This is a genomic window from Enterococcus sp. 3G6_DIV0642 (assembly GCF_002140635.1).
Taxonomy (GTDB): domain Bacteria; phylum Bacillota; class Bacilli; order Lactobacillales; family Enterococcaceae; genus Enterococcus_D; species Enterococcus_D casseliflavus.
The window spans coordinates 393,372-417,849 of record NZ_NGLH01000001.1; the positions used below are offsets into that span (position 1 = coordinate 393,372).

The following is a 24,478-nucleotide window of genomic DNA, read 5'->3' on the forward strand; positions in this document are numbered from 1 at the left end:
ATAATAATTTTTATTTTGTTATTTTATATGCAATGGGATTTTTAAATAACGTTTTTTATTCATTTTTGATTATAACATTATCATTATCTACAGTCAGAAGATAGGAAGCGTTCTTTTAACTTATTATTTTAGGTCATTAGAAAAGAGTTTTGTGCCGCTGAATTTTGTCAAATATTCTAACTTTTTATTTATTTTTCTCATCTTAATTTAATTATGAGTGTTGATTTATCCCTCGTTTTTTGTATGATTTATGAAAGAGAAAAGCAGTTTTTTGAAAAGAATCGATGATTCATCCTGATAATTTGCACTTTTTTTCAATCGATGAGTAACAGATAGCTATAAGATGTGGAAGTTACAAAAATCGGAATTATGAAAAATCAATTATAATCATAATTTTGAATGGAAGAAAAAAAGAATTATAATTCTCTTTCGCCAACTCGCTAAACTAAGAGTTGTAACACAGGGCGTGCACTGCGCGATACGTTTATTTTTTTAAGATAGGAGGGATAAAGTGAAACGGTTTTTAACAACTTTACTTGTTTTTCTACTAACATCAGGTCCGTGTTTTTCATATGCAATGGTAGTGGCACAAGCCGAAAGTGTTACAAAAACAAGTGAAGAACAAAGTATGTCTTCTTCTGACCCTGTCGTTTCATCGATCGACAGTCTGGAAGAGACGAACGAAACTGAAGTGCAAGCATCTAGTGAACCTGCTTCGACAGATTCGTCTACAGGAGCCACTGACACAGCTTCATCTGAAACAGAAGCTTCATCGGAAGCTGCAGAAGAAGTACAGGTGACCTTTCTGACAGACACGGAGCATCTATTTGCTACCGGGGAAACCCGCACTCAGATCAGCAAAAACAAAGGGGAAGCACTAAAAGAAAGTGAGTTGCCAGTTTTCGAAGATGATACTGCTTTTGAAGGCTGGTCGTTAGATGGCACGGTCTATACAAGTCAAGCGTTGACCGAATTGATTCTCACGGAGAACCAAACCTTAACTGCTGTTTTTAAACCGACGGTTAAGGCAAGAGCGGCGGACATCTCATTGGCAGAGCAATCGATCAAAGAGATCATTGCAGAAGCCGATAAAACGAAAGTGATCGCTGTACCAAGCCCAGCTGGAGATGGATCAGCATATGCGGAATACACCAATAGTGCTGAAGGCATTCGTCAAGCGTTGTTTGATATGTATCAAAACGGCAATGGCCAAGAATTTGCTTTGTATGTTGGCTCGGGTGGATCGCTATCACTGCCAACGAATCTGACTTCAAAGACGATTCCAGCCACAGTCGATAATACGAACATGACTTTTTATGCGCTACAAGGAAAAGTCAGCCGCTTGATCATCACAGGGCATAGTGATGATCCCATCACAGATGCAACAACGTTGACCACTGGGAGTCGCACGGTTGCACTTGGCACGGACATTTACTTCGGTTCTGATGTAGTGATTCGAAACCTCAACTATAGTGGTACGAGGATGTACATGAATGGGTATAGCCTTTCATTGAACGGTGGGTCCACCGGGAATGGTCTTGCGATTTATGGGGGAAGCAACAATGGCGACCTTTCGGGAAACCCAACAATCACATTGAATGCGACAGGTTCAGGAACTTGGAACATTTATGGGGGGAATCAAAACGGTGGTACGTTGACCGGGAATACAGCGATTGTCGTAAATAATACAGTAGGTAATATCAGTACGATCGCTGGAGGTGCCAATATCGGTACGATTGATGGGAATACCAGTGTCACGATCAATCGTTTGAATGGGACCTTAGGTAGTTATTATGGCGGTGGTCTTGGAACAAACGCTTCCAATACAGCCAATGTGACAGGCAATGTTGAAACGACGATTCAAACCACCAATGCAAGCTTCCGTTTAAGTACTTTTGCTGGTGGCGTTCAATATGGCAACATCAATGGAACGATCCGCAGTACGATCTCGGGTGCAGGCGGTTGGTCAGGGATATCCAATCGGTTTGTAGGTGGTTCATTTTATGGCAACATCGGCTCAGACCGTTCTAAGGATGCCATCGTGACCAACCTTGATGCCAGCAGCTATTCCACTGGCCGGAGTGAATTTGAAGGTGGCAATCGGAATACTGGTACCATCACAGGAAACATCGTCAACACCGTGAAAGCGGGACCGAGTGCCAGCGTTGGCGGAATTGGTGATTTTAACGGTGGCGGGGGGAATGATGTTAGTAAATTGACTCAAAGTTCAATGGGGGCTTCGAATACGACGACGTATGACAATTATACTCCTGAGCAACGAGCAGCACTGGCAGAAGCAGCGGCAAGTTTTAAAGTTTATGGCGATATCACTTCTCATCTAGTCAGCGGTTCCTTTTCAAACGGTGCGATTTATTCGACGGCAGCTGGTCGAGGCGGCTATGTTGAGGGAAATACGACGATTGAAGTTGGTACGATCACTTCGGATGGTAGTCCTGGGGGAGATGGGATTGCTTACACAGGAACCAGACCGACAAATCTAGATTACTCAACGAGCAATAAAACGAGAGGCTATTCATCTGGATGGGATATCGTTGGTGGCGGTGGTTATCCAGGAACAGCTTGGGATATCTATATTAAAGGGAATACCAAAACGATCTTGAATAACACGGTTGCTCGCTGGACCTACGGTGGTTCCTTCTCAGGTGTCATTGAGGGAAATTCTTCCAATACTTTGAACTCTGGGATCGTCGATACGCTAGAAGGAACAGGCTATACTGGACGCCGTGTTTACGGAGATGGACGAACGACAGTAAATAATGGGCAAGTAGACTGGTTTTTATCTGGTGGCGGCTGGGATGACTTATTAGTGACCGGCAATGTCGCAGTAACGGTTTATGATGGGGTGATCAATGCCTCGCTCGGTGCCTCTTATGGTGTCGCTTCTTCCCACACCATTAACGGAAACTCAGATAATCGAGTGTTTGGCGGAAACTTCTCAGGTACTCCGCGTACAGGGTCTAATGGTTTTTCAGGCGGTGTTACGAACAATGGACGGTTATTAGGAAATGCCAGTTTGACATTGGATTTGAGAAATTACGATGGTGAGTTTGCCCTTCCTTCTGGAACGAACATCTCAGGCGGTAATCCGTTTAACAGTACAAATATCGTTGGGACCGACAGCTCCAATACGATTACATTGAACATTTACACAAAGCCGGGGTCAGATGCGCTGAATGGGGCAACGATCTATGGTGATGGCGGACGGACTGCTAGCAATACGAGAAGCGGCAAAATTTATATGAATATCCAGGCGGAAGGATCAAGTATCGGGAATTTATACACCACATATTATTCCAATATTTCTTCCAATCAAATTTTAAGAGATGTCGAGATGCGACTTCAAGGAGCCAAAAGTATCAATGGGATCTCAGGCGGAAACGCGTCAGATAACTTTACGAACACGATCGTAGCCAACAGCAGTAATCAAGTGATGATGAACTTTGGTGAAAATGTCGATGGGACAGCTTCTTATCAAACCGACCCGATCGCTGTGACGGGTCTGGGGATCGTCAACTTTACCGAATTGAATGTGACAAACGGCATCAAGCTGATGGCCAATGGGGGAGACATCAAAAATGGCCGTTCAGCGACTGCTGCCAATCACGCAACGACCTATCATCAGTTCGGTGACATCCATCTTTCCAAAGATGCTGGTATCGGGATTTCTTCCGCAACGAATTTGATTTCAGGAGCGAAGTTAACGGTAGAAGACAAAGGGACGATCGAGTCGCCGCCGGGAACGGGGCGAATCAATCTTTCAGATTTCGCTACACCAGATACGGACAAAGATCACTTAACGTGGCTGAAAACGACGACCAATGATGCAGGTTCTCGAGTCAACAGTCAAGGAACGTGGTTTGGTGCGGTTAGTGCCTATCAAGTACTGACCATAAATCCAACTGCTGCTAATGCTGCAGCAATCACGCCAATCAATTTCAGCGGGATCGAAAAAGCGACTGGGAAAACCTTCATCGGGGACAACGATGTGACCAATGCAGCCAACGGGTACGGTATTGCAATACCAGGTTCGATCATTAACTACGAAGTCGAAACACCCGGAGTCGCGAATGGGATCGGTGCCATTAGTCACAATGTAACGGCAGTCAAAGAGAACAATACGCCGTTGACTTTGCAAGCATGGGGAACTGAGCAGGCGGGGACACAGGTGCAAAAAGGGCGTTTATTGATTCCCTACACGGTAACGGAATTGCCAACATTGACGTTCACACCAGAAACCCAAACGTCCGGTTCATGGGTCTATGCGGGTCAAATCAAATCCAGCAAGCTGGATAGCACGGATCAGCAGTTGACGGAACAACCAGATTCAGAGCCAGTTGATTGGACGAGTCCTGATGGGGAGTATAGTTACGATATCAGTGTCCGCTACTCAAATAAGGCGGAAGTCCAAGCCCGCAATGTGATTCTTACAGAACAAGAGGCACAATCGCTGACCAAAGAACAAGCTGTGACTTATCTTGAAGCCAGCGGGCGTCCTTTCTTTAAGGATACGCTGACAGATGAGGTCTTAGATGCGATTCAAGAACCGTTAGAAACAGCGGTCTATCGCAAACAAGCGATCACTTTCTCAGTAGGGGAAAACGATCAGAATCAGGCAGAAACTACCGTGAACCTGGTGGTGGTCAAAAATGAAAGTGTCATTTCTGACGACCGGCAATTTGCCATCTATGCAAAAGATGTCCGTTTGACCTTACCGGAAGCAACGGCACTGACAGATGAAGCCGCTTTGGCAGACTATACCCAAGCAACCACGATTTTTGCAGATAATCGGGCAAATGTACCACCGACTGTCGATCCGCAAGCTTTTGTCGCGATCCAGCAAGCAACGGAAGCTGAGCTGTTGAAAAATGTGTCAACGGCTTACCATTATGAAGCAGGCAGTCAACGGGCAGAAAAAGTCGTCAATGTCGCAGTTGCCGGCGAGCTTATTTTAAGCAGTGTGCCAACAGACTTTGATTTTGGGCAGCAGAAAGTTGCCACAGAAACACAAGATTATTGGCCAACGATCACAGGCGAGCTAGCAGTGAAAGATACGAGAGGGTCCGAACGGAGTCCATGGCGCTTGACGGTCAAAGAGCAACAGCCATTAACGGATGGGACAGATCAATTAACCGATGTCTTCCGCTTTGTGACAAACGGTCAAGAACAGATGATAACCAGTGGGGAAATGATCATCGAGGAAACGGAATTGACAGAAAATGGCACATACGTCGTGAATCAGCACTGGGGCGAAAGTCAGAATGAAGGAATCAAGCTTACCGTTCCAGTCGAACAGCAAAAAGTCGGGGACTATCAAGGAACCTTGAGCTGGCAGCTAGTTTCGGCACCTGGCAACCCATAAAGGCAGGAAAATAAATGAAAAAAATCATGATCGGTATTATTGCTGGCTGTCTATTAATGTTTCCTCAGCTCGTTTCAGCAGCCGAAGCAGGTGCCTATGACAGCAATGGCATTACTTCCTTTTTCGGTGTCTATGAAGAACCAGTTGAGGAGCCAGAAGAGCCCGTAAAAGAACAGCCAGGGAATAAACAAGTAAATCAAAAAGGCAACAACATTCTGCCGGCAACAGGGTCGGATCACTTTAATCGCTATCAAAGCAGTGGTCTTGTCGTTTTGTTGGCAGCAGGAATCATTTTAATCAAAAGGAGAACAAAAAATGAAAAAACTTTTCTTGACGGCAGGCATTCTATTGATGAGCACTGCTCTGTTACCAACAACCGTTAATGCCGCTGAATACACCTCAAATGGAGCAATCACTTTTGAAGCGGACCCGAATCCAACCAATCCAGTTGATCCGACCGATCCAGAAAAACCAGTGGATCCCGTCGATCCAACCGATCCAGATGGACCAAACCCTGGAACAGCTGGACCATTATCGATCGATTTTGCTTCAAGCTTTCAATTTGGCAACCAATTGATCACTTCCGAAACAAAAGATTATTACGCACAGCTGCAAGAGTTCACAGCTGGCGCTGCTGGACCAAACTATGTGCAAGTAACAGATAAACGAGGAACGCAAGAAGGCTGGTCATTGAGTGTTGTGCAAAACGGACAATTCAAAACGGCTGATGACGAAGAGCTAGTCGGGGCTTCATTATCGATCGCCTCAGGTGCAGCAACTTCGGTCACCGATATGCAGTATGCACCAACGGTTACGGCAAGTCATACCTTTGTACCCGATAGTGAAATCACATTGGTCAACGCACCTGTCGGAAAAGGAATGGGCACTTGGATCTACAAGTTTGGGAACGATGCAACGGAAGGGTCAACGGCAGTAAAATTAAATGTACCAGGCAGTTCCGTAAAATTAGCCAAAGAGTATCGGACGACATTGACTTGGAATTTAAAGAATGTCCCTGAAAGCAATTAAAATCACTGATTTTCAGTAAAACAGATAAAGGAGTGTCAAATAGAAATGAAAAAAACAGCATGGGTCTTTTTAAGTCTTGCCGTATTGGCAGCAGCGAGTGCAGCAACTGAGGTTTCAGCAGCTGAAGCGGCTTCTTACACCTCAAATGGGGCGGTTGATTTTATTCCAAATACCGATCCGACGAACCCAGTCAATCCAGAAAATCCAGATCCAGAAAACCCAGTCAATCCTGTGGATCCAACCGATCCAGATGGACCAAACCCTGGAACGAATGGACCATTATCGATCGATTATGCCTCTAGCTTAGATTTTGGCGTCAATAAAATCTCCAATAAAAACGAAGTCTATTATGCACGAGCACAAGGGTATTTGAATGACGATGACACAGCTTCTACATTAAAAACTGCCAATTATGTTCAAGTAACGGATAATCGCGGTAGTAATGCTGGTTGGCGGTTGTCTGTGAAGCAAAATGGTCAATTCAAAAACGAATCGACGTTGAATCAAGAATTGACTGGTTCTGTCATTACCCTAACAAGTCCTGCCGTTAAATCAAATGCGATCGGCGTTACTGCTCCAGTGGCAGAAGCGACGATCACATTGGATGCAGCAGGTGCTGAATCAGTGGTGATGACCGCAGCAAATCAAACGGGTGCTGGAACATGGGTCAACGCTTGGGGAAGCGTTGAGACGGTCACTGAAATAGATAAGGATGGCCAAGAAGTACAAGCAGATGTTACCAAAGCAGTCGCACTTTCTGTACCCGGCAGCACACCAAAAGATGCCGTTAGCTACACGACTACACTAACTTGGGTATTATCAGATACACCAGGAACGGAAGGATAAGGAGTATAGACATGAAAAAAACACTAGCATTTCTCTCAGTATTAGGGCTAAGCTTCGCTGCTCCTGTGCTGGCACAAGCAGCGGACAGCGCAGAATATAATTCAAACGGACAGATCACTTTTGAACCAAATACAGACCCAACCAATCCAATCAGTCCAACAGACCCAGATCCAGAAAATCCGATCAAACCAGTTGACCCAACGGACCCAGATGGACCAAATCCAGGAACCAACGGACCGTTATCGATTGATTTTGCTTCAAGCCTTTACTTTGGTACGCAAAAAATCACCTCAAAAACAGAGATCTACCATGCGGAAACCCAAAAATACGTAGATTCAGCAAATGTGAATCAAGAAGGACCAAATTTTGTCCAAGTGACAGACAATCGGGGAACAGAGAGCGGTTGGACATTGAATGTTCGCCAAAATGGTCAGTTCAAAACAGCAGAAGATCAAGAATTGACCGCCGCGCAAATTCGTTTGACGAAGGGAACTGTAGTAACACCTTCCTTGTCACCAAAACCATCAAATGTAAGTTCAACGATCACATTGAATCCAAATGGTGCTCAATCCTTAGTGATGAGTGCCCAAGATGGCGAAGGGGCAGGGACCTATCTAATGAGCTGGGGCGATAGTTTAGCTGCAGCTATGGATAGCATTGAGTTGGAAGTTCCAGGCTCAACGACAAAATATGCCAGCCAATACAACACCACGTTTACTTGGTTACTGACAGACACACCAACAAACCCATAAGTACCAGCTTTCTCCTTGAACCCTTTCGTGGTTTAAGGAGAATACATAGAAAGAAGGGACATCCATCATGAAAAAAATCAACCAGCTTTTGGCGCTCCTATTCGCAAGTATTTTCTTTTTTGTACCAACGATAGGAACCGCTTCTGAATTTAACTTTGCCGTCAATCCCGTAATTCCAGAAAATCAAATCGATAAAGAAAAAACTTATTTTGACTTGAAAATGGCGCCGGGTGCGGTACAAACCGTTGAAGTCCAATTGCGTAATGACACCGATCAAGAGGTCGTCATCGCACCAGTGATCGCTTCAGCTACCACAAACTTAAACGGAGTCGTGGAATATGGCGAAAACGACATCGAAGCAGACGAAACCTTGCCTTATGATATGGCTGATTTGATTGAAGTGGATGAAGAGATCACGATCCCAAAACAATCCCAAATCACCTTGCCCTTAAAGATCACCATGCCTTCAGAATCCTTTGAAGGGGTCATCGCAGGTGGATTGACCTTAAAAGAGACGACAGAGGAAGCCGATACTGCTGACAGTGAAGAAGAGCAAGGGTTAGCTATCAAGAATGAGTATGCCTATGTCGTTGCGATTTTACTGCGACAAAACACAACAGAAGTTTCACCGGATCTAAAACTGCTGGATGTTGGACCAGGTCAAGTCAACGCCCGAAATACTATCAATGTCACCCTTCAAAATCCTGAAGCAGCTTACTTGAATTCATTACGCCTGATCAATGAAGTGAAGAAAAAAGGTGATAGCGACGTCTTGTATTCTTCGGATACCTCACGAATGCAAATGGCACCTAATTCCAACTTCTCGTACCCAATCTCTTTAGAAGGACAACGTTTAGAAGCAGGGACCTACGTGTTGACTTCCGTTGCTTATGGTGGAAAAAGCGATGAAGGGCAATACAAAATTGAAAATGAAGAAGGCGAAGAAGAAAGCTATCTCTATAAATGGACCTTCGAAAAAGAATTTACAGTGACTGGAGAGGTCGCACGTGATCTTAATAAGAAGGATGTGACGATCGAAACAGATTACACATGGCTTTATTTCTTGATCGGCGGACTGTTGCTACTACTCGCCTTGCTGCTGCTTTTATGGTACCGACGAAAGAAAAAAAATGAAACGGATGAAGCGTGAGCACTTTGAGAAATGCTTGATCGATGGGTTGATCATCGTAGGTATTCTTTTGCTGGCACTGCCTTTTCTAAAAGAAAGCATCGTCAGTTGGCAATTACGCACCACGCAATTGACGATAGCCACGCAGCTGCTGGCAACGATCCCAGAAGAAGAAACGATCCAAATGCCAGCTCTGTCAGATGTATTGGCGCCTCAGCCGACAACGATCACTGGGTACGGCTTTGTCGCAATCGAGGCGATCGATTTCCAGCAGCCGCTGTTGGTGGGACTAACGAATCAACAGCTGCTGAGAGGCGGCGTCGTGATGTTTCCCGAACGTTCGTTGAAAAATAGCAATTTTGTCGTTTTAGGGCATCATCTTGGCAGACAAAGTTTGTTATTTGGTCAATTGCTAGAAGCACAGGTGGGGATGGAAGTATCAGTGACCTATCTCGAGGAGAGTCAACAGTATATCATCACGGATAAAAAAATCGTAGACGAATCGGACTTGTCGGTGCTAGAGGAAGAACAGACACCAAAATTGACCTTGATCACTTGTCCTACGCCTACTCGAACAGAAGAACGGTACGTGCTGACAGCAATTCCTGTTGAGCAGGCAACTGCCGATCACCCACAAAAACCAGCGGCGATAATCAGCACACCGAAAGCAGCAAAAGTGATGGTTGAAAAACAAGAAACGGTATGGAAACAACAATCAATGAAAAATTGGTTTCTTTTATTTGTTATTTTATTTATAATTAGTGGATGTCTGCTGGGCGCCCATAAGTTGTTGGACCGTTCAGCGTCGTAGAAACATCATCAGAAGATGCGCTGATGATAAGGAGGGTGAATAAAATGAAACGCAGATTTGGCTTTGTCATTGGTGCGTGCATGATTATCGGAATGATCGATCTTGTTACAGAACAAGTCGTTTTTGCGACCATTTATAATCCGCTGGACCCCTCAGAAGAAATCGTCCCCACGGACCCACCAGAAGAAATACCAGAAAAAGTGGAGGAACCGCCAACTGAAATGGAAGAATCCAAAGAACAACCCGCGCCTGAACCAGAAACCGTTCCGAAAAAAGAGCCGGAGCGATCCTCACTGTCAGAAAGCAGTTTTTTGGAAAAGCAAAAACATTTTGCCCAACGAGTCATGCTGGAGGATGTCTTTGCGCCGGATCGTTTGAACGTCGATCTAGCACTGCCAGGAAATAATACAGATGGTGATGGCGATGATAAGCCTTCTTATCTTGCCAGCTTGTGCTACTTATTTTCAGGAAACGTCCTTTATGGCCAAAAAAACAATGGAGGCTTGAAAACGCATGTTTGTGACATTTTTGAATAAGGCGGACAAACGAAAATTGGTGATGCTGCAATATTTGGAAAACGCAGTCGCTCTTTCGGAAACGAAGGAAACATTGATGGATCAATTGACCATGTCGGAATTTTTGATCAACAAAACCGTTCAAGAATTGAATCTTGATTTTTATGAACTCGGATTGAACGAGGAATTTGAGATCGTGACCGATGGGACGGTCATTAAACTGAATGCCTCGGGGCTGGCAACTTCCGATACACTGCTGACCTATTATTTGGATCAAGCGTTGAAATTTTCCATGTTGAAAGAATGTTTTTTTGAGCAATTGTCTTCTTTATACGAATTTGCCACCAATCACTATTTAAGCCATAATCCCGTCTATAAAGAATTTAAACAGTTCAAACTGATCTTGAAAGAATATGATATTGAAGTGACGAAAGAATTTCAGCTGGTTGGGGAGGAAAGTGAGATCAGGGAATTTATTTTCCTCTTTTTTATGAAGGAATACTATCTGAATCATTCCCCTTTTCCAAAAGAAATCCTGGAAAAAGAAAAGACCTTTGATCATTTTAATGAAAGCACCTGGCTTAAACCAGAACAGTCTGCTCGCATGCGGATTCGCAAGAAACATTATCTAGGAATCGTTTTGGCACGGATGACGAATGGTCATTACCTGCAAAACAGCGTGGAAAATGATTTAGTCTTGCCCAAACATCTCGTGATCATTGAGGAATTGAAACGCTGGCTGCAGGAGATTTTGACGATCACCGATCAAGAAGTGCTAGAGCGTGAAGCTCGAGATATTTTGCGCTTTTTGATCGTTGAGGGCTGGCTGATCGACAACAATAGCTACATCGATCAAGAACAAACCTATATCCAACAATTAAACGAGCATTTTATTCAAGCCGTCCAACAGCAGTTTTCCTTAACCGCAGATACGTTGGCACTTCTTCATGCTGAAACGACAACGATCCATTATCAGCTCTTGTCGTTTTCCTTTAGTTCTCGCTATGAATACCAATATATGGATGTGACGTATTTTCTTGAAACCTATCCAGAATATGCTGCCTTTTGCCGTAACTATCTGGAAGAAAGCCGCAACCGGCCGATCTTATGGAACAATAAAGAGTTTTTGTTTTTCAGGTACCTGATTCTGTTGATTTCCACGATTTCGCTAAAAGAGATTTTGGTTCCCTTGTATGTCTGCGTGGACTTTTCATTTGGCGATTCCTACAATCAGATGATCCAAAAGAATATCGAAAAAATCCTCGATTTAAATGTCCAATTCCAAAGTTACCCAGATGATCATACGCATCTGATTCTTTCAAACTTACCCTTTTATGGTGCATTGGGGATCGACCATATCTTATGGCTGGCACCACCTAGACCCATCGACTGGGCCAATTTCACTGAAAAAGTCAGTGTGATTCGAAGAGAACAGTTTCAAACCAAAATGGCACAATGAGCAACCTGCCGTTTAACTATCGAAAGCAACGTCTGCCTCAAATGGAGGCAGGCGTTTTTTGTAGAAACCTGTCCTATTTAAAAAGCGCCCAGGAATCTATTGCTCTGATGAAGGTTTCGGGGAAGGTCTGTGAAAAAGGACCATTTGATAGGATTTTTTTTTGCAGGAAAATTTGGTATGATAGAAAGAGAAGAAAAAGAGGTGCCCTATGATGGATGGGAAACAAACGAAGGCTGTGATTGGCCAGACATTGATCACCCTTTGTGAGACCAAAGAAGTGAATAAAATCAGCGTACAGGAGATCGCCGAAAAGGCGCAAGTCAATCGGCAGACGTTTTACTACCATTTTCCTGATAAAAAAGCTTTGATCCAATGGATCTATCGGCAAGATGCCCTGATTTTTTTGACGACAGAAGATGTCTCCCTTGATAACTGGGAAGAAGCCGCCTTGCGCATGCTGAAAGCAATGAAACAAGCGCCGGCCTTTTACCGCAAATCACTGGCTTATGACCGCGAAATCTTAATGAACGGATTTCTACAGATCACAGAACCGCTTTTTCAGCGCTTGTTCTTGGAGGTCGATCAAGAGCAACAATTGACGAAACAAGACATTCTATTTTATAGCCGGTTCTTTTCCTACGGCTGCGGAGGCATTTTGGAAAATTGGATTCACAACGACTTTCCAGAGACCCCTTTAGAGATTGCAACGCAATTGTTTCGTTTGGCGAAGGATGTGGAATTTTTTGGCCACCAAATCTATGAAAAAGAGGAGCAGTGAGCGATGACGAAAGTTTTATTTGTTTGTTTAGGTAATATTTGCCGTTCCCCCATGGCAGAAGCTATTTATAAAGCAGAAATAGCAAAACGCAAATTGGATTGGCAGATCGATTCGGCAGCGACCAGCTCATGGGAAGTCGGACATTCTGCTCATCCCGGAACCAAAAAAAGATTGCGTCAAGCAGGCTTATCCAGCGAGGGACTCATTTCACGGCAGATCACGGAAGCAGACTTTGCCAAATTTGACTGGATCATCGGTATGGATCAAAGCAATGTTGAAACACTTCAAGCGCTGGCACCTGCCGATACCACCGCAAAGATCCGTTCGTATTTGAGTGTTGTTCCTGGCAAAGAAACTGCGGAAGTACCAGATCCTTATTATACAGGAGATTTCGAAGAGACCTATCAACTGCTGCAAGAAGGAATTCCTTTTTGGCTAGAGGTTATTTCTTCTGAAAAATAAGGCGTGTTCGCTTGTATTTTACCAAAAATTTGCTAAAATAGAACCATGGAAATGCGAACGTATGTGTGGTTTTTATAAACTGCTGCAACGCGCAGAAAGGAATGTCCAATGGAAAAGAAACCATCGCCCATCAAACAATTGGGCAAACTCATTGTGATGACATCCACAACGTTGCTGGATACCTTTTTCAGTGATGATGCTGACAAGAAGAATCAGTCTGAAAAAGTCAAAGAAATCCAGCGAACGCTGCAAGAGGCAGCCGCTGCCAAGCACCTGGTCGTGCTGCAAGTAAAAACAGAGAAATTGGGTGGTTTTGAAACCGTTACCGGCTGGATCGTCGGCAAAACGGTAGCAAAAGAACAAGTTGTCTTGAAATTACAAAGCGACCGTCAGCAGCTGCGGATTATTCCCCTGCATCATGTGCTGAAAGTTAGCACCTTGAATACAAAACCTGGCTTGTAAACAAGCCTGTGCATAGCAAAAAAACCGCTGCGTCATTAGACACAGCGGTTTTTTTATTGCTGGTTAAGCGTGCTTGTTTTTGACTTCTGCGAGTCGCCAAGCGGTCATCACAGCGATCAGTTCGTAAGGGATCGGCTGTGCAAAAGGAAACTGAACCGCCCCTTTACTGGTTTTGTAGGGTTGTAGGTCTTCTTGGAAGGCCGTGATCGCAGAAGGCGTGGGATAAAAGCCAAGATGCTGTTTGGCGCAGGCAAAATGCACGATAGTTTCTCCCTGATGATAGGTAGGCATTTGATAACTGATTTTTTCAACCGCTTCAGGTAAAACGGCTTTGATGGTTTGACGGACCTTTTTTAAAGTCGCTTGTCGTTCTGCTGGAGCTGCTGCAATGTATTGGTCAACTGTCGTAATGGCTTTTGTCATAGGACACCTCCTGGCTTTAGTATACGGCAAACCCCGTAAGAAAAAAAGGAGCCTGTCAGTGGGTAGCTGACAGGCAAGGAGTAAAAATGAAAAGTGTTAGTTAGGGTTGTTTGTTGGGTTATGTATACTATACTGTCCAAATATGAATTTTTTGTGGAGAAAAGATTGGAAAGTGTTTAAGTTTGCTGGCTGCGAAAAGAAGCAAAAAAAGACCCGTCGGTGGGTGGCCGACGGGAAGGAGTTAAAAATGAAAAAGTGTTAGTTAGGGTTGTTTGTTGGTATACATAGAGTATACGAGATAAATATGAATATTTTGTGACAAATCTTTTCGGAAGTTCTTAAGAAACCGTAACGGTTTGATTACAGAGAAAGGTTCTTTTCATCAAAACGGTTTTTCAAGGTACGATACAAATCAATGTATTGCCGATCATCTGCCGCATAATCCCAAATATAACTCATTTTTTCTGGTTTGAGTTTTTTCATCAACTGATTGGAACTAACGATGACATCATAGTTTTCTTGCTGGTTTAGATCATAAGGTTCTGCTGCTACGAAGGTCAAGTCATGTAAGAATTGATTCAATCCTTGAACGATTAAGAAATTGTCTTCTAACGCAACCCCTACCCGTAAACGATTCGAATAACGGATTTGATCATAAAACGGCAGCAGGGCGTGGGTATACATCGTTGCCATCTGCTCTTGGTTTTCATCGTTGATATAGTCCACCGCGGATTCTTCGCGATAACTCGTTAAGAATTCATCGATTTTTTGCTGCAGCTGCTCTTCAGCAGACCCGCGATTGATCGATGGCGTCAGCAAGCGATAGATATTTGGAAACGGCTGACGGAAAACGTAGTTGCCGAAAGTCACATTGATTAAATTACCCACGACCAATGGCTCATCTAACAGGCCAGGTTGTGAAGCAAAGAAGGTTGCTTTCATCTCTGCTAACAAGTCTGCGACTAATGGATAAACTGGGTTTTGTTTGCTTGAAAAGAATTGCAAGGTTTGTTGCAACGCTTCTTCTTCAGGACTCAAATAGAATGGGAAGATTTGCGCCATCAAATAAATAAACCCTGATTCGCCTTTTAATTGTTTGTCTGTCATTGAAACTTCAGGATCAACGACTTGTGTCAAACGCTCAAAATCGAAATATGGATTATTTTTCATTAGGAAATTGTACCGCTTGTCGTATTTGGCAAAATTTCCTTTTTTGATTCGTAAAAGAATCAAGGCGGCGAAATATTTCAACTCTAATCGGCCAAGATAAGAATGAGTCATTGGGAAGTACTCCGTGAATCGATCCACCATTTTTTCTGTCTCACTCTCAGCGATCGCAAATGGCCATTCTATTCCACGAGTACCTAACCAAATGATATTGAATAGGGAGAGCCGCACAAGACGCTCATCGCCCACCAAGTTTGATTCAGTGTACGTAAAGCGAAGCTGAAATTGCTTCAAATGTTTTTTTAGATGTTCAAATTTGCGAGACACCGTTGAACGACTGACATCGTATTTTGCACAAAAATCCGTGATCGTAGGATGGTCTTCATTCAGCATGTAAAGAACATATAAGAACGGAACGCTTTTATTCAATAAATAGAAGCGGTATTCATCGATCGTTACCGCGATATTCTGAGGCTGTAATTTACCGCCACGACCGAGTATCGACATATGATCCGGAGTTAACTCAGTTAGATCTTGGTCGATCTCAGTCAACTCTATAAAAGCTTGTTGGTAGCTTAACTCCATTTCCTTTGCCAATTGTGCGATTGGGTGGCTAGGATTTTGCAGAGTCAGCATACGCCGGAATATTTTAAATTTAATTAATGTTTGCGGGTCCATCATAAGTTCTTCATAAAACATAGGTATCCTCCTTTGTGGCTCTATTGTATCTTTTTTTTACGAAACTGTCAGTCTTTTTAATCAAAAAAATAGCCTACCCTTTAAAAAAAGGTAGGTTATTTTCATCTTTTTAACTAATTTAGGCTGAAACAGGGTCTTTTTTGAACCACGACCATAGCAAACCGATCAAAAATCCGATCGCAGCCGGTACGACCCACCCCATCCCGATTTGGAAGAAAGGCAGATAATCTGATGCAAAAGACAAGATTCCTTGCACGAAAGCATTGTTGGTAATCACTGCAGGACTTGCATTTAAGCCGTCGATGATTGCAGCGATCAATGTGAAGTATGTCGTCATTCGATAGACACTGGCACGATGATGAAACAAGGGACTGATGATCGCCAACAAAATCAACGTGATCGCCAGTGGATAGATAAACATCAAGACTGGAATAGAAAACTCGATGATATTGGTCAAGCCGACATTGGCGAAGATCGCTGGCAAGATACTTGTCAAAGCGATAAAGAAACCGTAGCTTTGTTTTGGAAACAACCCAGCAAAGGTTTCGGAAAAGGCCGTGATCAAACCGATGGCGGTTTTTAAACAGGCAGAGATGACGATCAATGCCAATAGCAGACTGCCGACAGTGCCAAGGTAATGGTTGGCGATTTGTGCCAAAGCGATCCCACCGTTTTCGCTGATAGGAAATTGCCCTAGACTTTTGGTTCCCATATAAGAAAGTAAGGTATAGATGATCCCCATCAACACGATGCTGACAGAACCAGAAAGGATCGTGTCTTTTGCGACTGTCGTGGGTTTTTCAACCCCCATATTACGAATCGTCGAGACGATGATGATCCCGAAGGCTAAAGATGCCAGCGCATCAAGGGTATTGTAACCGTTGGTGAAACCAGTAAAGAAAGCATCGCTTTGATAGCTAGGATAGATCGGCGCATCGCTGATGGTTCCTAGAGGTTGCCAAAAAGCAAAAAACAGCAAAACGCCTAGTAAGACCAGAAATAATGGATTCAAAAATTTCCCTACATAATCTAAGATTTTGCTTGGTTTACGAGAAAACCACCAGGCAGCGCCAAAGAAGAGGGCAGAAAACAACGCCAATAACCAAGTTTGCATGTCAGACGAAACATGGGGAGCGATCCCGATCTCATAAGAAGTGGTAGCCAAACGGGGCAAAGCAAAGAATGGCCCAATCACTAAATAAAGCAAAATCGTAAATATCATTGCATAGCGGCGATTGATCCGAGAAGCTAATTCAAAAACACCGCTGCTTTGGGAAACGCCAATAGCAATGACCCCTAAAAATGGCAAGCCGATCCCTGTAACTAAAAAGCCAAGGTTGGCTAAGCCGACATTCGCGCCAGCTTCTTGTCCCATGTGAACGGGGAAAATCAGATTTCCGGCACCAAAGAAAAGACCGAAAAGCATTGATCCAACATACATATAATCCTTAAACTGTAACTTTTTTTCCATAAATGAAAGCTCCTATAATTCCTTAGTTTTAAAAAAAATAACAAAGTTTCTAACAAATAGCAATGGTTTTTTGTGATTTTTTGATAAATTTTGACAATTCCTCCTCCTGCAATAAAAAAACACTTAGCATTGAATTCTTCCAAGCGTACTGAAAAAGGACGAAAAAGCTCGGAAGAAGATCGCTAAGTGTTTCAAGACAGAAAATTAATTCAACACACGGGAAAGGAATTCTTTGGTGCGCTGTTCTTTTGGATGAATAAAGATATCTTCAGGTGTCCCTTGTTCGGCAATGACACCTTTATCCATAAAGATGACCCGATCAGACACTTCTTTGGCAAAGCCCATTTCGTGGGTAACGATCACCATCGTCAAACCAGTATGAGCTAACGTATTCATGGTCTTCAACACTTCACCGACCATTTCTGGATCTAGCGCAGAAGTCGGCTCATCAAACAACATGACATCTGGATTCATCGATAAGGCACGGGCAATGGCTACCCGTTGTTTTTGTCCACCTGAAAGCTGGGAAGGCTTGGCATTGGCATATTGAGCCATACCGACTTGCTCCAGATTTTCTTTGGCAGTCGCTTCTGCTTCTTTGCGATCACGTTTCAAAACAGTGACTTGGCCCGTCACGCAGTTTTCTAATACATTCATATTGTTGAATAGGTTAAAGGATTGGAAAACCATTCCTAGATGCGTACGGTATTTCGGCAAGTCATAGCCTTTTTCCAGCACATTTTCACCTAAGTAGATGATTTGCCCACTGGTTGGTTTTTCTAACAAGTTGATGCAGCGAAGAAGTGTGGATTTTCCTGAACCAGAAGAACCGATGATCGTGACAACTTCTCCTTTATTAACAGACAAACTGATGTCTTTTAAGACTTCGTTGTCGCCAAAACTCTTTTTTAAATGGTCAATTTCAATGATTGCTGACATGTTCTTCCTCCTTATTCGTTCGGGTTGATGTCTTCTAATTTGACATACGCACTGGGACCATCCATTTTGCGTTCAACAAAGCGCAAGATCTGGGTGGCACTGATGGTCAAGACTAAGTAGATCACACCGATGATCGCAAATGTTTGGAAGTATTGGAAGTTCGTTCCAGCGGCTGATGTACCTTGGAAGAAGAGGTCCGCAACACTGATGACACTTAAGACAGCAGTATCTTTGATATTGATAATGATCTCATTTCCGGTAGCTGGTAAAATATTGCGCATTACTTGCGGCAACACGACTTTGATCATGGTTTGCCAATGAGTCATTCCGATCGCTTGAGCTGCTTCAAATTGGCCGTCATCTACAGCAAAAATCCCCCCACGAACGATTTCAGACATGTAGGCACCCGTATTGATAGAAACGATCAGCACAGCTGCCAGCGTGCGATTCATGGAGACACCAAAGGCTAGAGCCGTTCCGTAGAAAATAACCATTGCCTGAACCATCATTGGGGTACCGCGGAAAACTTCGATATAGATGGTCAGCAGGCCGTTGACGATTCGTTGGAAGAAACGTCCTACTGGATTTTCTGAAAGCGGCAGTGTCCGGAAGATACCGACTAAAAGACCGATGATCAATCCGATGATCGTTGAAAGGATCGCGATGAATAAGGTCAAGCCAGCGCCTCGTAAAAAGAGCATGCCGTAATCATCAATGATTTTTTTGAAATCAGCGATCAGACCTTGATCTGCCGTTTCTCCGCTGGCATCTGCAGGCTGGTCTAAGACTGCTTGATCCATCAGGGAAACCCGTTCTTCTTCAGAGATTCCTGCAAGGATCTCATTGACTTTTTCAACATCGGGATCGCCTTTGCGCATCCCGACTGCTACTTGGACGTCTTCTGGATTGGTTTCAAAACCAGCCCCTTCATCGAACTCGACCATCTTCAAATCAGGATTTGCCCCGACGGCAGTGACGCCTTCTGGACGTTCGCTGACGTAGCCGTCAATGATGCCCGAAGCTAAAGCAACGCGCATGGAGGAGAAGTCCCGCATGGCTTGTTCTTTTTGGACCTCAGGGATTTGATCAATGACCGTATAATGGAAGGTATTTAGCTGAGCAGTGATTTTTGCCCCCGAAAGATCGGCGAGGCTTTTGGCATCGGCGAATGCCCCATCTTTGCGTACTACGACCACCAAGTCGGATTCATAGTAAGGATCGGTAAAATCAATTTGCTCGCGGCGTTCGGCCGTTGGTGACATACCAGCGATCACGGCATCGATAGTCCCCGCCTGTAAAGCTGGCGGCAGACCGTCCCATTGGGTTTTAACGATCACTAATTCCTTGCCTAAACCTTCAGCGATTCGTTTGGCGATCTGGACATCGTAACCGCCGGCAAACGCCGATCCTTCTTCCCCAGAAATCGGCACGGCACCATTGGCGTCCGTCGTTTGCGTCCAGTTGAAGGGGGCATAGCCTGCCTCCATACCGACACGGAATTGTTCCGCAGGCGTTTGGTCATCCGCTTGCACGGTTAGGGGCAGCTGAATGAGGGTTAGACAGAGGGCGAAGACCGCCCAGATCCAATTATTTTTTTTCATTTTATCTCTTTCCTTTCACGAGTTGGACAAGCAGGTAAGGATGAAAAAGCAAAAAAACAGCCGTACTCCATGATTGGAAAACGGCTGTTGACAGGTCATCGTCGACAAACCTTTCACAAAACATAGCGCAACTTAGACAAGCTAAGACAGTCCGCAAATTGTTCATTTGCGGCCCAACAAAATCGATGCAAGCAAAACCGATCTTGTTTCGGCGATGTTCCCTAGCTCTGCTGTAAACGTGTTGCTTCACTCAGCAGGATTAATGAACCTCGCGACCTCTACCTAAATGTTAAAGGGTACTCGTATTTAATTTGATTCTTCTCAGAGTTTAGAAGAAAAGCACCCAAATGTCAATTCTTTTTAACAAAAAAACGACCATTTCCCTATTTTTATCAAAGAGAAAGCGGATCGTTTTTACGAGTGTCTATTGGAACCCTTAAGCGACTTTCGCTTTTGGTTCACGGCCTAAAACAGCTTGGATGACTGTCAAGCCAAGCAATAAGCCAAGTGCTAGATAGATGAGGCTTGAGTATTGTGTAACGCCCCAATCTTGTCCTAAGGTACGGTAAACCACAAGGACGATGGCTTGAATGATTGCTGTGATGACATTTAAAAAGCCAAATGCCCATAAATTGCCATTTTCTTTACGTGCTAAATAGAAGATAGAGAAATATAAGCTGACTGCCAACCAACCGAAACTGATAATGATCATTGCCCAATAAATAATAGCTGCTACCAATGTATTTCACCTCACTTTGATTCGTGACTAGTTTACCACGTTTTTTGTTCCTTGTCATGAAGGAATCTCTTTCTTTGTGAGGCAAAAAACAAAGAGCAAAAGCTGCAGTGAAAAGAAGGTGGTTTCTGTTTGCGTCTGAGAGGATTTGGTGAAAAAGGGACGATTTTTCTCACCGAGGTTATTTTCAGCTGTGTATAATAGAAATAAGTTGTTTTTTGCAAAAAAATACGAGTTAAGAATCAATTAATAATTAGTTAATAGCTGATTTAGATCTGCTTGCTAGAATGATCACAGAAGCAAGCAAGGAGGAAGTAGAAATGGAAAATGTTCTTAAAATCAAAGGGTTAAACAAGCGATACGGCAAACAGCAAGCACTGCATGATGTCGATCTAACGATCGCCAAAGGAGATATTTATGGATTGGTAGGGAGAAATGGTGCTGGGAAGACGACCTTACTAAAAGCGATCGTGCAGTTGATCCAACCCACCAGTGGCAGTCTGCAGTTGTTTGGTGTTGAAGGCGGCAAAGCGTACATCCAGATGCTGAAACGGGTCGGTAATGTGATTGAGACCCCAGTCGCTTACGACCAATTGACAGCAGAACAAAATTTGAACTATTATTGCAAAATCAGCGGGGTGGTGGAACCTGATGCCGTTAGTAAGGCACTGGCGTTTGTTGGTTTGACCAATGTCGGCAACAAGAAATACCGTGATTTTTCTTTAGGGATGAAACAAAAACTGGGCTTAGCGATTGCTTTATTGAATCAGCCAGATTTTCTAATTTTAGATGAACCGATCAATGGCTTGGATCCTGTCGCGATCGTTGAATTTCGAGAGCTGCTTTTACGATTGAATCAAGAACGCGGCATGACGATTTTGATCTCCAGCCATATTTTAGAAGAACTGTATCTAGTGGCTACACGCTTTGGGGTCATTAGTGAGGGGCGTCTGATCAAAGAGATGACCAAACACGAATTCGATCTGATGGCGAAACGGTTTATTCAGTTAGAAGTCGATGATGTAGCCACAGCTAGCCGCTTACTGGACAGTCAGCTGATTTCTGAATATAAAGTTGTCAGTGACCACAAGATCCACATCTACCAAGAAAATGTATTGATTCGTGATCTAATCCGTCAATTGGTTTATGAAGGGATCGCTATCGACCAGATTTCTTTTGAAGGGGAAAACCTAGAGTCGTATTTCAAAGAGTTAGTGACAAGTGAAGGGGGAAATTAAGATGTTGAATTTTATTCGGGCAGATTTGTATCGTTTATCTAAAAGTAAAAGTTTTTGGATCACAGAAGGAATTATTTTATTGTTGGTGATTTTAGCGGTTGTTTCAAATGGTGACGTGGGAGTCACCCTGGGAGATAGTACGCAAACCACAGGCAGCCTTGCCGAAATGACGGGCTTTCTTGCGATCCAGACCAGTCTGTCTTCCATGTTGCTGTATTACTCCTTGCCATTGGTGATGCAGGTCTTAGGCAGTGAGTACACGAAAGGGACCATGAAGAATATCATTACCGTCGGTGTCTCTAAACCCGCTTATCTTTTTGGGAAATTCTTGGTATATGCGTTGGTACTGGTCTTACAGATCGTCGCGATTTGTGTGGTGAGCTTTGTAGCGGGAACGGTTATTGGGGGGATTGGTTATAATGACCTTTCACAGATAGAAAACTTGTTGTATTATTTCGTTAGTTTTGTACTGATTTTATTAGCCACGTCCTCTTTTGCAGTGCTAGTTCTGTATTTAACCAAAAATACAGCAGTCAGCGTATTGGCGACGATTTTTATTCCGATGGCCTTTGCGATTGCCCGAATCTCCTTACCCAACTGGAAGTTTTTAGAATACTTGGACTTTCAAGGTGGGTTAGAGATGGTGACCATGACTACTTTCCAAACATGGGAAACAGTCCAACCCATTTTTCTTGGGAGCCTGATCAGTTTATTGCTTTGCCTCTTGGCTGCGCATCTGGTGTTTAAGAGACAAGAATTATAAAGAAAAGAAAAACGTCCAACAGGACCGACCGAAAAAGGTCAGACTGTTGGGCGTTTTTGTCCGTGTAGCCAGTGTTTAATGGGCCTTAGCAGACTGTTGCCAAGACAAAGTCAAACGAAACGTCTCTTCGGTTGTATCCAGTTGAATCTTCCCCTCTAATGCATGAGTCAATGCCGCAATGATATACAGACCAAGTCCAGCTTGCTGTTTGTGCCGTGAAAGGTCTTCCGTATAAAAGCGGTGAGTCAATTTTTCTGGGTGCTGGATCGGTGTCCTCAGCTGATTTTCCTGTTGGAAAACGATGCGATCTCCTTGCTGATTCAAGCGGATCGTCCCCGTTTCACTGCCATGTTCCAGCAGGTTACCAAGGACATTTTGGAAAATTCGTTGCCAGCTTTTTTTATCTGAAATGATCATGATGTTGGGTTGGATCGCAACCGTCAGTGATAAATGGTTTTCCTCAAAAGAAGGATAAAGCTGGAGCAGTTCTTCTTCCAATAAACGAGAAAGATTGAATTCTTCCAAAGTCAAAGCGAGCTGATTGTCTTTGAGACGCTGATAGGTCAACAACTGTTCCAGATGATTTTCGACTTTTTCTAGGTTGCTGCTGACTTTATCCAGCAGCTGTAGCTGTTGCGGGGTGAGGGTCGCATCGGCTTGCAGCAGTTGTGTGTAACCGCTGGCGACCGTCAAAGGTGTGCGTAAGTCGTGAGAGATATTTTGAATGGCTTGTTCCAACTGCTGGTTTTCTTGCAGCATTTGATAGTGCTGCTGCTTATTTTTTCTAAGTATCTGATTGTTTAACAAAGCGATCGCTTTTAAAGCGGGGACGCGGGTCTGCAAATGGATCTCTTGATTTGTTTCGATTTCGCTGATTCTTGCTAATTGCTGGTGGTACTTTTTTAGATCATAAAGTAAGAAAAACCAATAGCCCAACAATAACACAACGATCAGAGCGGCGAAAAACTGAAGTATATGCATGAGGTTCCTCCTTTTTAAGCTAGCTTGACGCCGATGCCCCAGACAGTATCGATATACGCTTCCTCTGGATCGAGTGTTTTGATTTTGCTGCGTAAATGGCTGATATGGACATTGATCGTGTTTTCTTCACCGTAGTAAGGTTCTTGCCAAACAGCTTCATAGAGCATTTCTTTGGTATAAACTTTTTTGGGGTTGGCTAAGAGCAGGGAAAAAATCTCAAACTCCTTTTTCTTTAACTGAACCGTTGCCTCTCCTCGTTGCAGCTGAAACGAGTCAGGCAACAGTTGAATGTTTTTATACGAGTGGCTGCTGGCAACTGGAGGGGTTTGTTTATTTGTTCGCAACTGAACAATGATACGGGCTTTTAATTCTTCGACATTGAAGGGTTTGGTCAAGTAATCATTGGCACCTGCCAGCAAAAGGGTGGAAACATCGGCTGGTTCATCTAAGGCAGTCAAGATAATGACGGGGACCGTGGAGGTTTGGCGAATCTCTTGCAAGACTTGTGTCCCATCTTTACCAGGGAGCATTCGATCTAGCAAAATCAAGTCGAAAGCATCTTGCTGAAAAAGTAGCAGACCTTCCGTGCCTGAATAGGCTTGCTGGACGGTATAGTCAGCTGCTAAAATAGTAGCCAACATTTCGCTGATCTCATTGTTGTCTTCGATAATCAAAATTTTCATTTGGTTTTCCCATTCTCCTTGCATTTGTTGCATCTATTATAAGCAATTCCGCACGAAAAAGCATTAGTTGCTTTTAAAAAAGAAAATGGCTGATTTTTCGCAAAAACGGTTCTTTTTCGGTTAGAATAAGAGAAAAGCCATAAAGGAAGTTAGA

The 24,478-nt window shown here is 43.6% G+C and carries 22 protein-coding genes and 1 riboswitch; of the genes, 14 read left to right on the forward strand and 8 right to left on the reverse strand.

All coding sequences use genetic code 11. The annotated features are described in order from the left end of the window. Positions 1-511 precede the first annotated feature (511 nt). From A5878_RS01960 to A5878_RS02020, 12 genes are all read left to right on the forward strand, one after another. Positions 512-5,380 (forward strand): hypothetical protein, encoded by a 4,869-nt coding sequence (locus A5878_RS01960; RefSeq protein WP_256925755.1) that lies wholly within the window; start codon positions 512-514, stop codon positions 5,378-5,380. 14 nt (positions 5,381-5,394) lie between these two features. Next, positions 5,395-5,763 carry an LPXTG cell wall anchor domain-containing protein gene (locus tag A5878_RS01965; protein WP_015508840.1) on the forward strand — a complete coding sequence of 123 codons (369 nt, stop codon included), beginning with the start codon at positions 5,395-5,397 and terminating at the stop codon, positions 5,761-5,763. Next, complete coding sequence (locus A5878_RS01970) at positions 5,696-6,409, forward strand: WxL domain-containing protein (RefSeq protein WP_016609549.1); 714 nt, start codon at positions 5,696-5,698, stop codon at positions 6,407-6,409. Before A5878_RS01965 ends, A5878_RS01970 begins: the two co-directional genes overlap by 68 nt. Positions 6,410-6,454: 45 nt before the next feature. Then, entirely contained in the window at positions 6,455-7,255 is an 801-nt protein-coding gene (locus A5878_RS01975; RefSeq protein ID WP_015508841.1) for a WxL domain-containing protein, read from the forward strand. 11 nt (positions 7,256-7,266) lie between these two features. Then, a complete protein-coding gene (locus A5878_RS01980; RefSeq protein ID WP_060792398.1) occupies positions 7,267-8,007 on the forward strand; it encodes a WxL domain-containing protein in 741 nt (246 codons plus the stop codon). A 67-nt stretch (positions 8,008-8,074) separates the two neighbouring features. Beyond that, positions 8,075-9,157: a DUF916 and DUF3324 domain-containing protein gene (locus A5878_RS01985; protein ID WP_086294449.1), complete on the forward strand. Its 1,083-nt coding sequence runs from the start codon at positions 8,075-8,077 to the stop codon at positions 9,155-9,157. Continuing rightward, entirely contained in the window at positions 9,147-9,947 is an 801-nt protein-coding gene (locus A5878_RS01990) for a class A sortase (protein ID WP_086295798.1), read from the forward strand. Before A5878_RS01985 ends, A5878_RS01990 begins: the two co-directional genes overlap by 11 nt. Before the next feature lie 44 nt (positions 9,948-9,991). Further along, positions 9,992-10,483 (forward strand): hypothetical protein, encoded by a 492-nt coding sequence (locus tag A5878_RS01995; protein ID WP_015508844.1) that lies wholly within the window; start codon positions 9,992-9,994, stop codon positions 10,481-10,483. Further along, entirely contained in the window at positions 10,461-11,921 is a 1,461-nt protein-coding gene (locus A5878_RS02000) for a helix-turn-helix domain-containing protein (protein ID WP_086294450.1), read from the forward strand. The genes A5878_RS01995 and A5878_RS02000 overlap by 23 nt, the downstream gene beginning before the upstream one ends. 208 nt (positions 11,922-12,129) lie before the next feature. Next, positions 12,130-12,699, forward strand: coding sequence for a TetR/AcrR family transcriptional regulator (locus A5878_RS02010; protein ID WP_005227190.1), 570 nt, complete (start codon positions 12,130-12,132; stop codon positions 12,697-12,699). 3 nt (positions 12,700-12,702) lie between these two features. Continuing rightward, complete coding sequence (locus A5878_RS02015; protein WP_074535364.1) at positions 12,703-13,161, forward strand: low molecular weight protein-tyrosine-phosphatase; 459 nt, start codon at positions 12,703-12,705, stop codon at positions 13,159-13,161. 108 nt (positions 13,162-13,269) lie between these two features. Beyond that, positions 13,270-13,623 carry a hypothetical protein gene (locus A5878_RS02020; RefSeq protein ID WP_005227192.1) on the forward strand — a complete coding sequence of 118 codons (354 nt, stop codon included), beginning with the start codon at positions 13,270-13,272 and terminating at the stop codon, positions 13,621-13,623. 63 nt (positions 13,624-13,686) lie between these two features. Here A5878_RS02020 and A5878_RS02025 read toward each other — a convergent pair whose 3' ends face one another. The 6 genes from A5878_RS02025 to A5878_RS02055 form a co-directional block, all read right to left on the reverse strand. After that, complete coding sequence (locus A5878_RS02025; protein ID WP_015508846.1) at positions 13,687-14,046, reverse strand: iron chaperone; 360 nt, start codon at positions 14,044-14,046, stop codon at positions 13,687-13,689. A gap of 360 nt (positions 14,047-14,406) precedes the next feature. Next, on the reverse strand, positions 14,407-15,912 hold the full coding sequence (locus A5878_RS02030; protein WP_086294451.1) for a helix-turn-helix domain-containing protein: 1,506 nt from the start codon (positions 15,910-15,912) through the stop codon (positions 14,407-14,409). Positions 15,913-16,030: 118 nt separating this feature from the next. Beyond that, positions 16,031-17,383: a branched-chain amino acid transport system II carrier protein gene (gene brnQ, locus A5878_RS02035; RefSeq protein ID WP_074535362.1), complete on the reverse strand. Its 1,353-nt coding sequence runs from the start codon at positions 17,381-17,383 to the stop codon at positions 16,031-16,033. A gap of 204 nt (positions 17,384-17,587) precedes the next feature. Further along, complete coding sequence (locus tag A5878_RS02040; RefSeq protein ID WP_086294452.1) at positions 17,588-18,322, reverse strand: amino acid ABC transporter ATP-binding protein; 735 nt, start codon at positions 18,320-18,322, stop codon at positions 17,588-17,590. Between the two features lie 11 nt (positions 18,323-18,333). Further along, positions 18,334-19,923 (reverse strand): ABC transporter permease subunit, encoded by a 1,590-nt coding sequence (locus tag A5878_RS02045; protein WP_016609561.1) that lies wholly within the window; start codon positions 19,921-19,923, stop codon positions 18,334-18,336. A gap of 115 nt (positions 19,924-20,038) precedes the next feature. Then, positions 20,039-20,212: riboswitch (Lysine riboswitch) on the reverse strand. A 147-nt stretch (positions 20,213-20,359) separates the two neighbouring features. Beyond that, entirely contained in the window at positions 20,360-20,662 is a 303-nt protein-coding gene (locus tag A5878_RS02055; protein ID WP_005227198.1) for a hypothetical protein, read from the reverse strand. 317 nt (positions 20,663-20,979) lie between these two features. Here A5878_RS02055 and A5878_RS02060 point away from each other — a divergent pair, with 317 nt between their 5' ends. Together A5878_RS02060 and A5878_RS02065 are read left to right on the forward strand one after the other, a co-directional pair. Next, positions 20,980-21,897 (forward strand): ABC transporter ATP-binding protein, encoded by a 918-nt coding sequence (locus tag A5878_RS02060; protein WP_086294453.1) that lies wholly within the window; start codon positions 20,980-20,982, stop codon positions 21,895-21,897. Between the two features lies 1 nt (position 21,898). Then, positions 21,899-22,660: an ABC transporter permease gene (locus A5878_RS02065; RefSeq protein WP_179190612.1), complete on the forward strand. Its 762-nt coding sequence runs from the start codon at positions 21,899-21,901 to the stop codon at positions 22,658-22,660. 75 nt (positions 22,661-22,735) lie between these two features. On the opposite strand, the gene A5878_RS02070 is transcribed toward A5878_RS02065, so the two are convergent. Both A5878_RS02070 and A5878_RS02075 read right to left on the reverse strand, forming a co-directional pair. After that, positions 22,736-23,641 (reverse strand): sensor histidine kinase KdpD, encoded by a 906-nt coding sequence (locus tag A5878_RS02070; protein ID WP_086294455.1) that lies wholly within the window; start codon positions 23,639-23,641, stop codon positions 22,736-22,738. A 14-nt stretch (positions 23,642-23,655) separates the two neighbouring features. Further along, positions 23,656-24,324, reverse strand: a complete 669-nt coding sequence (locus A5878_RS02075; protein ID WP_074535357.1) for a response regulator transcription factor — start codon at positions 24,322-24,324, stop codon at positions 23,656-23,658. Positions 24,325-24,478: the final 154 nt, after the last annotated feature.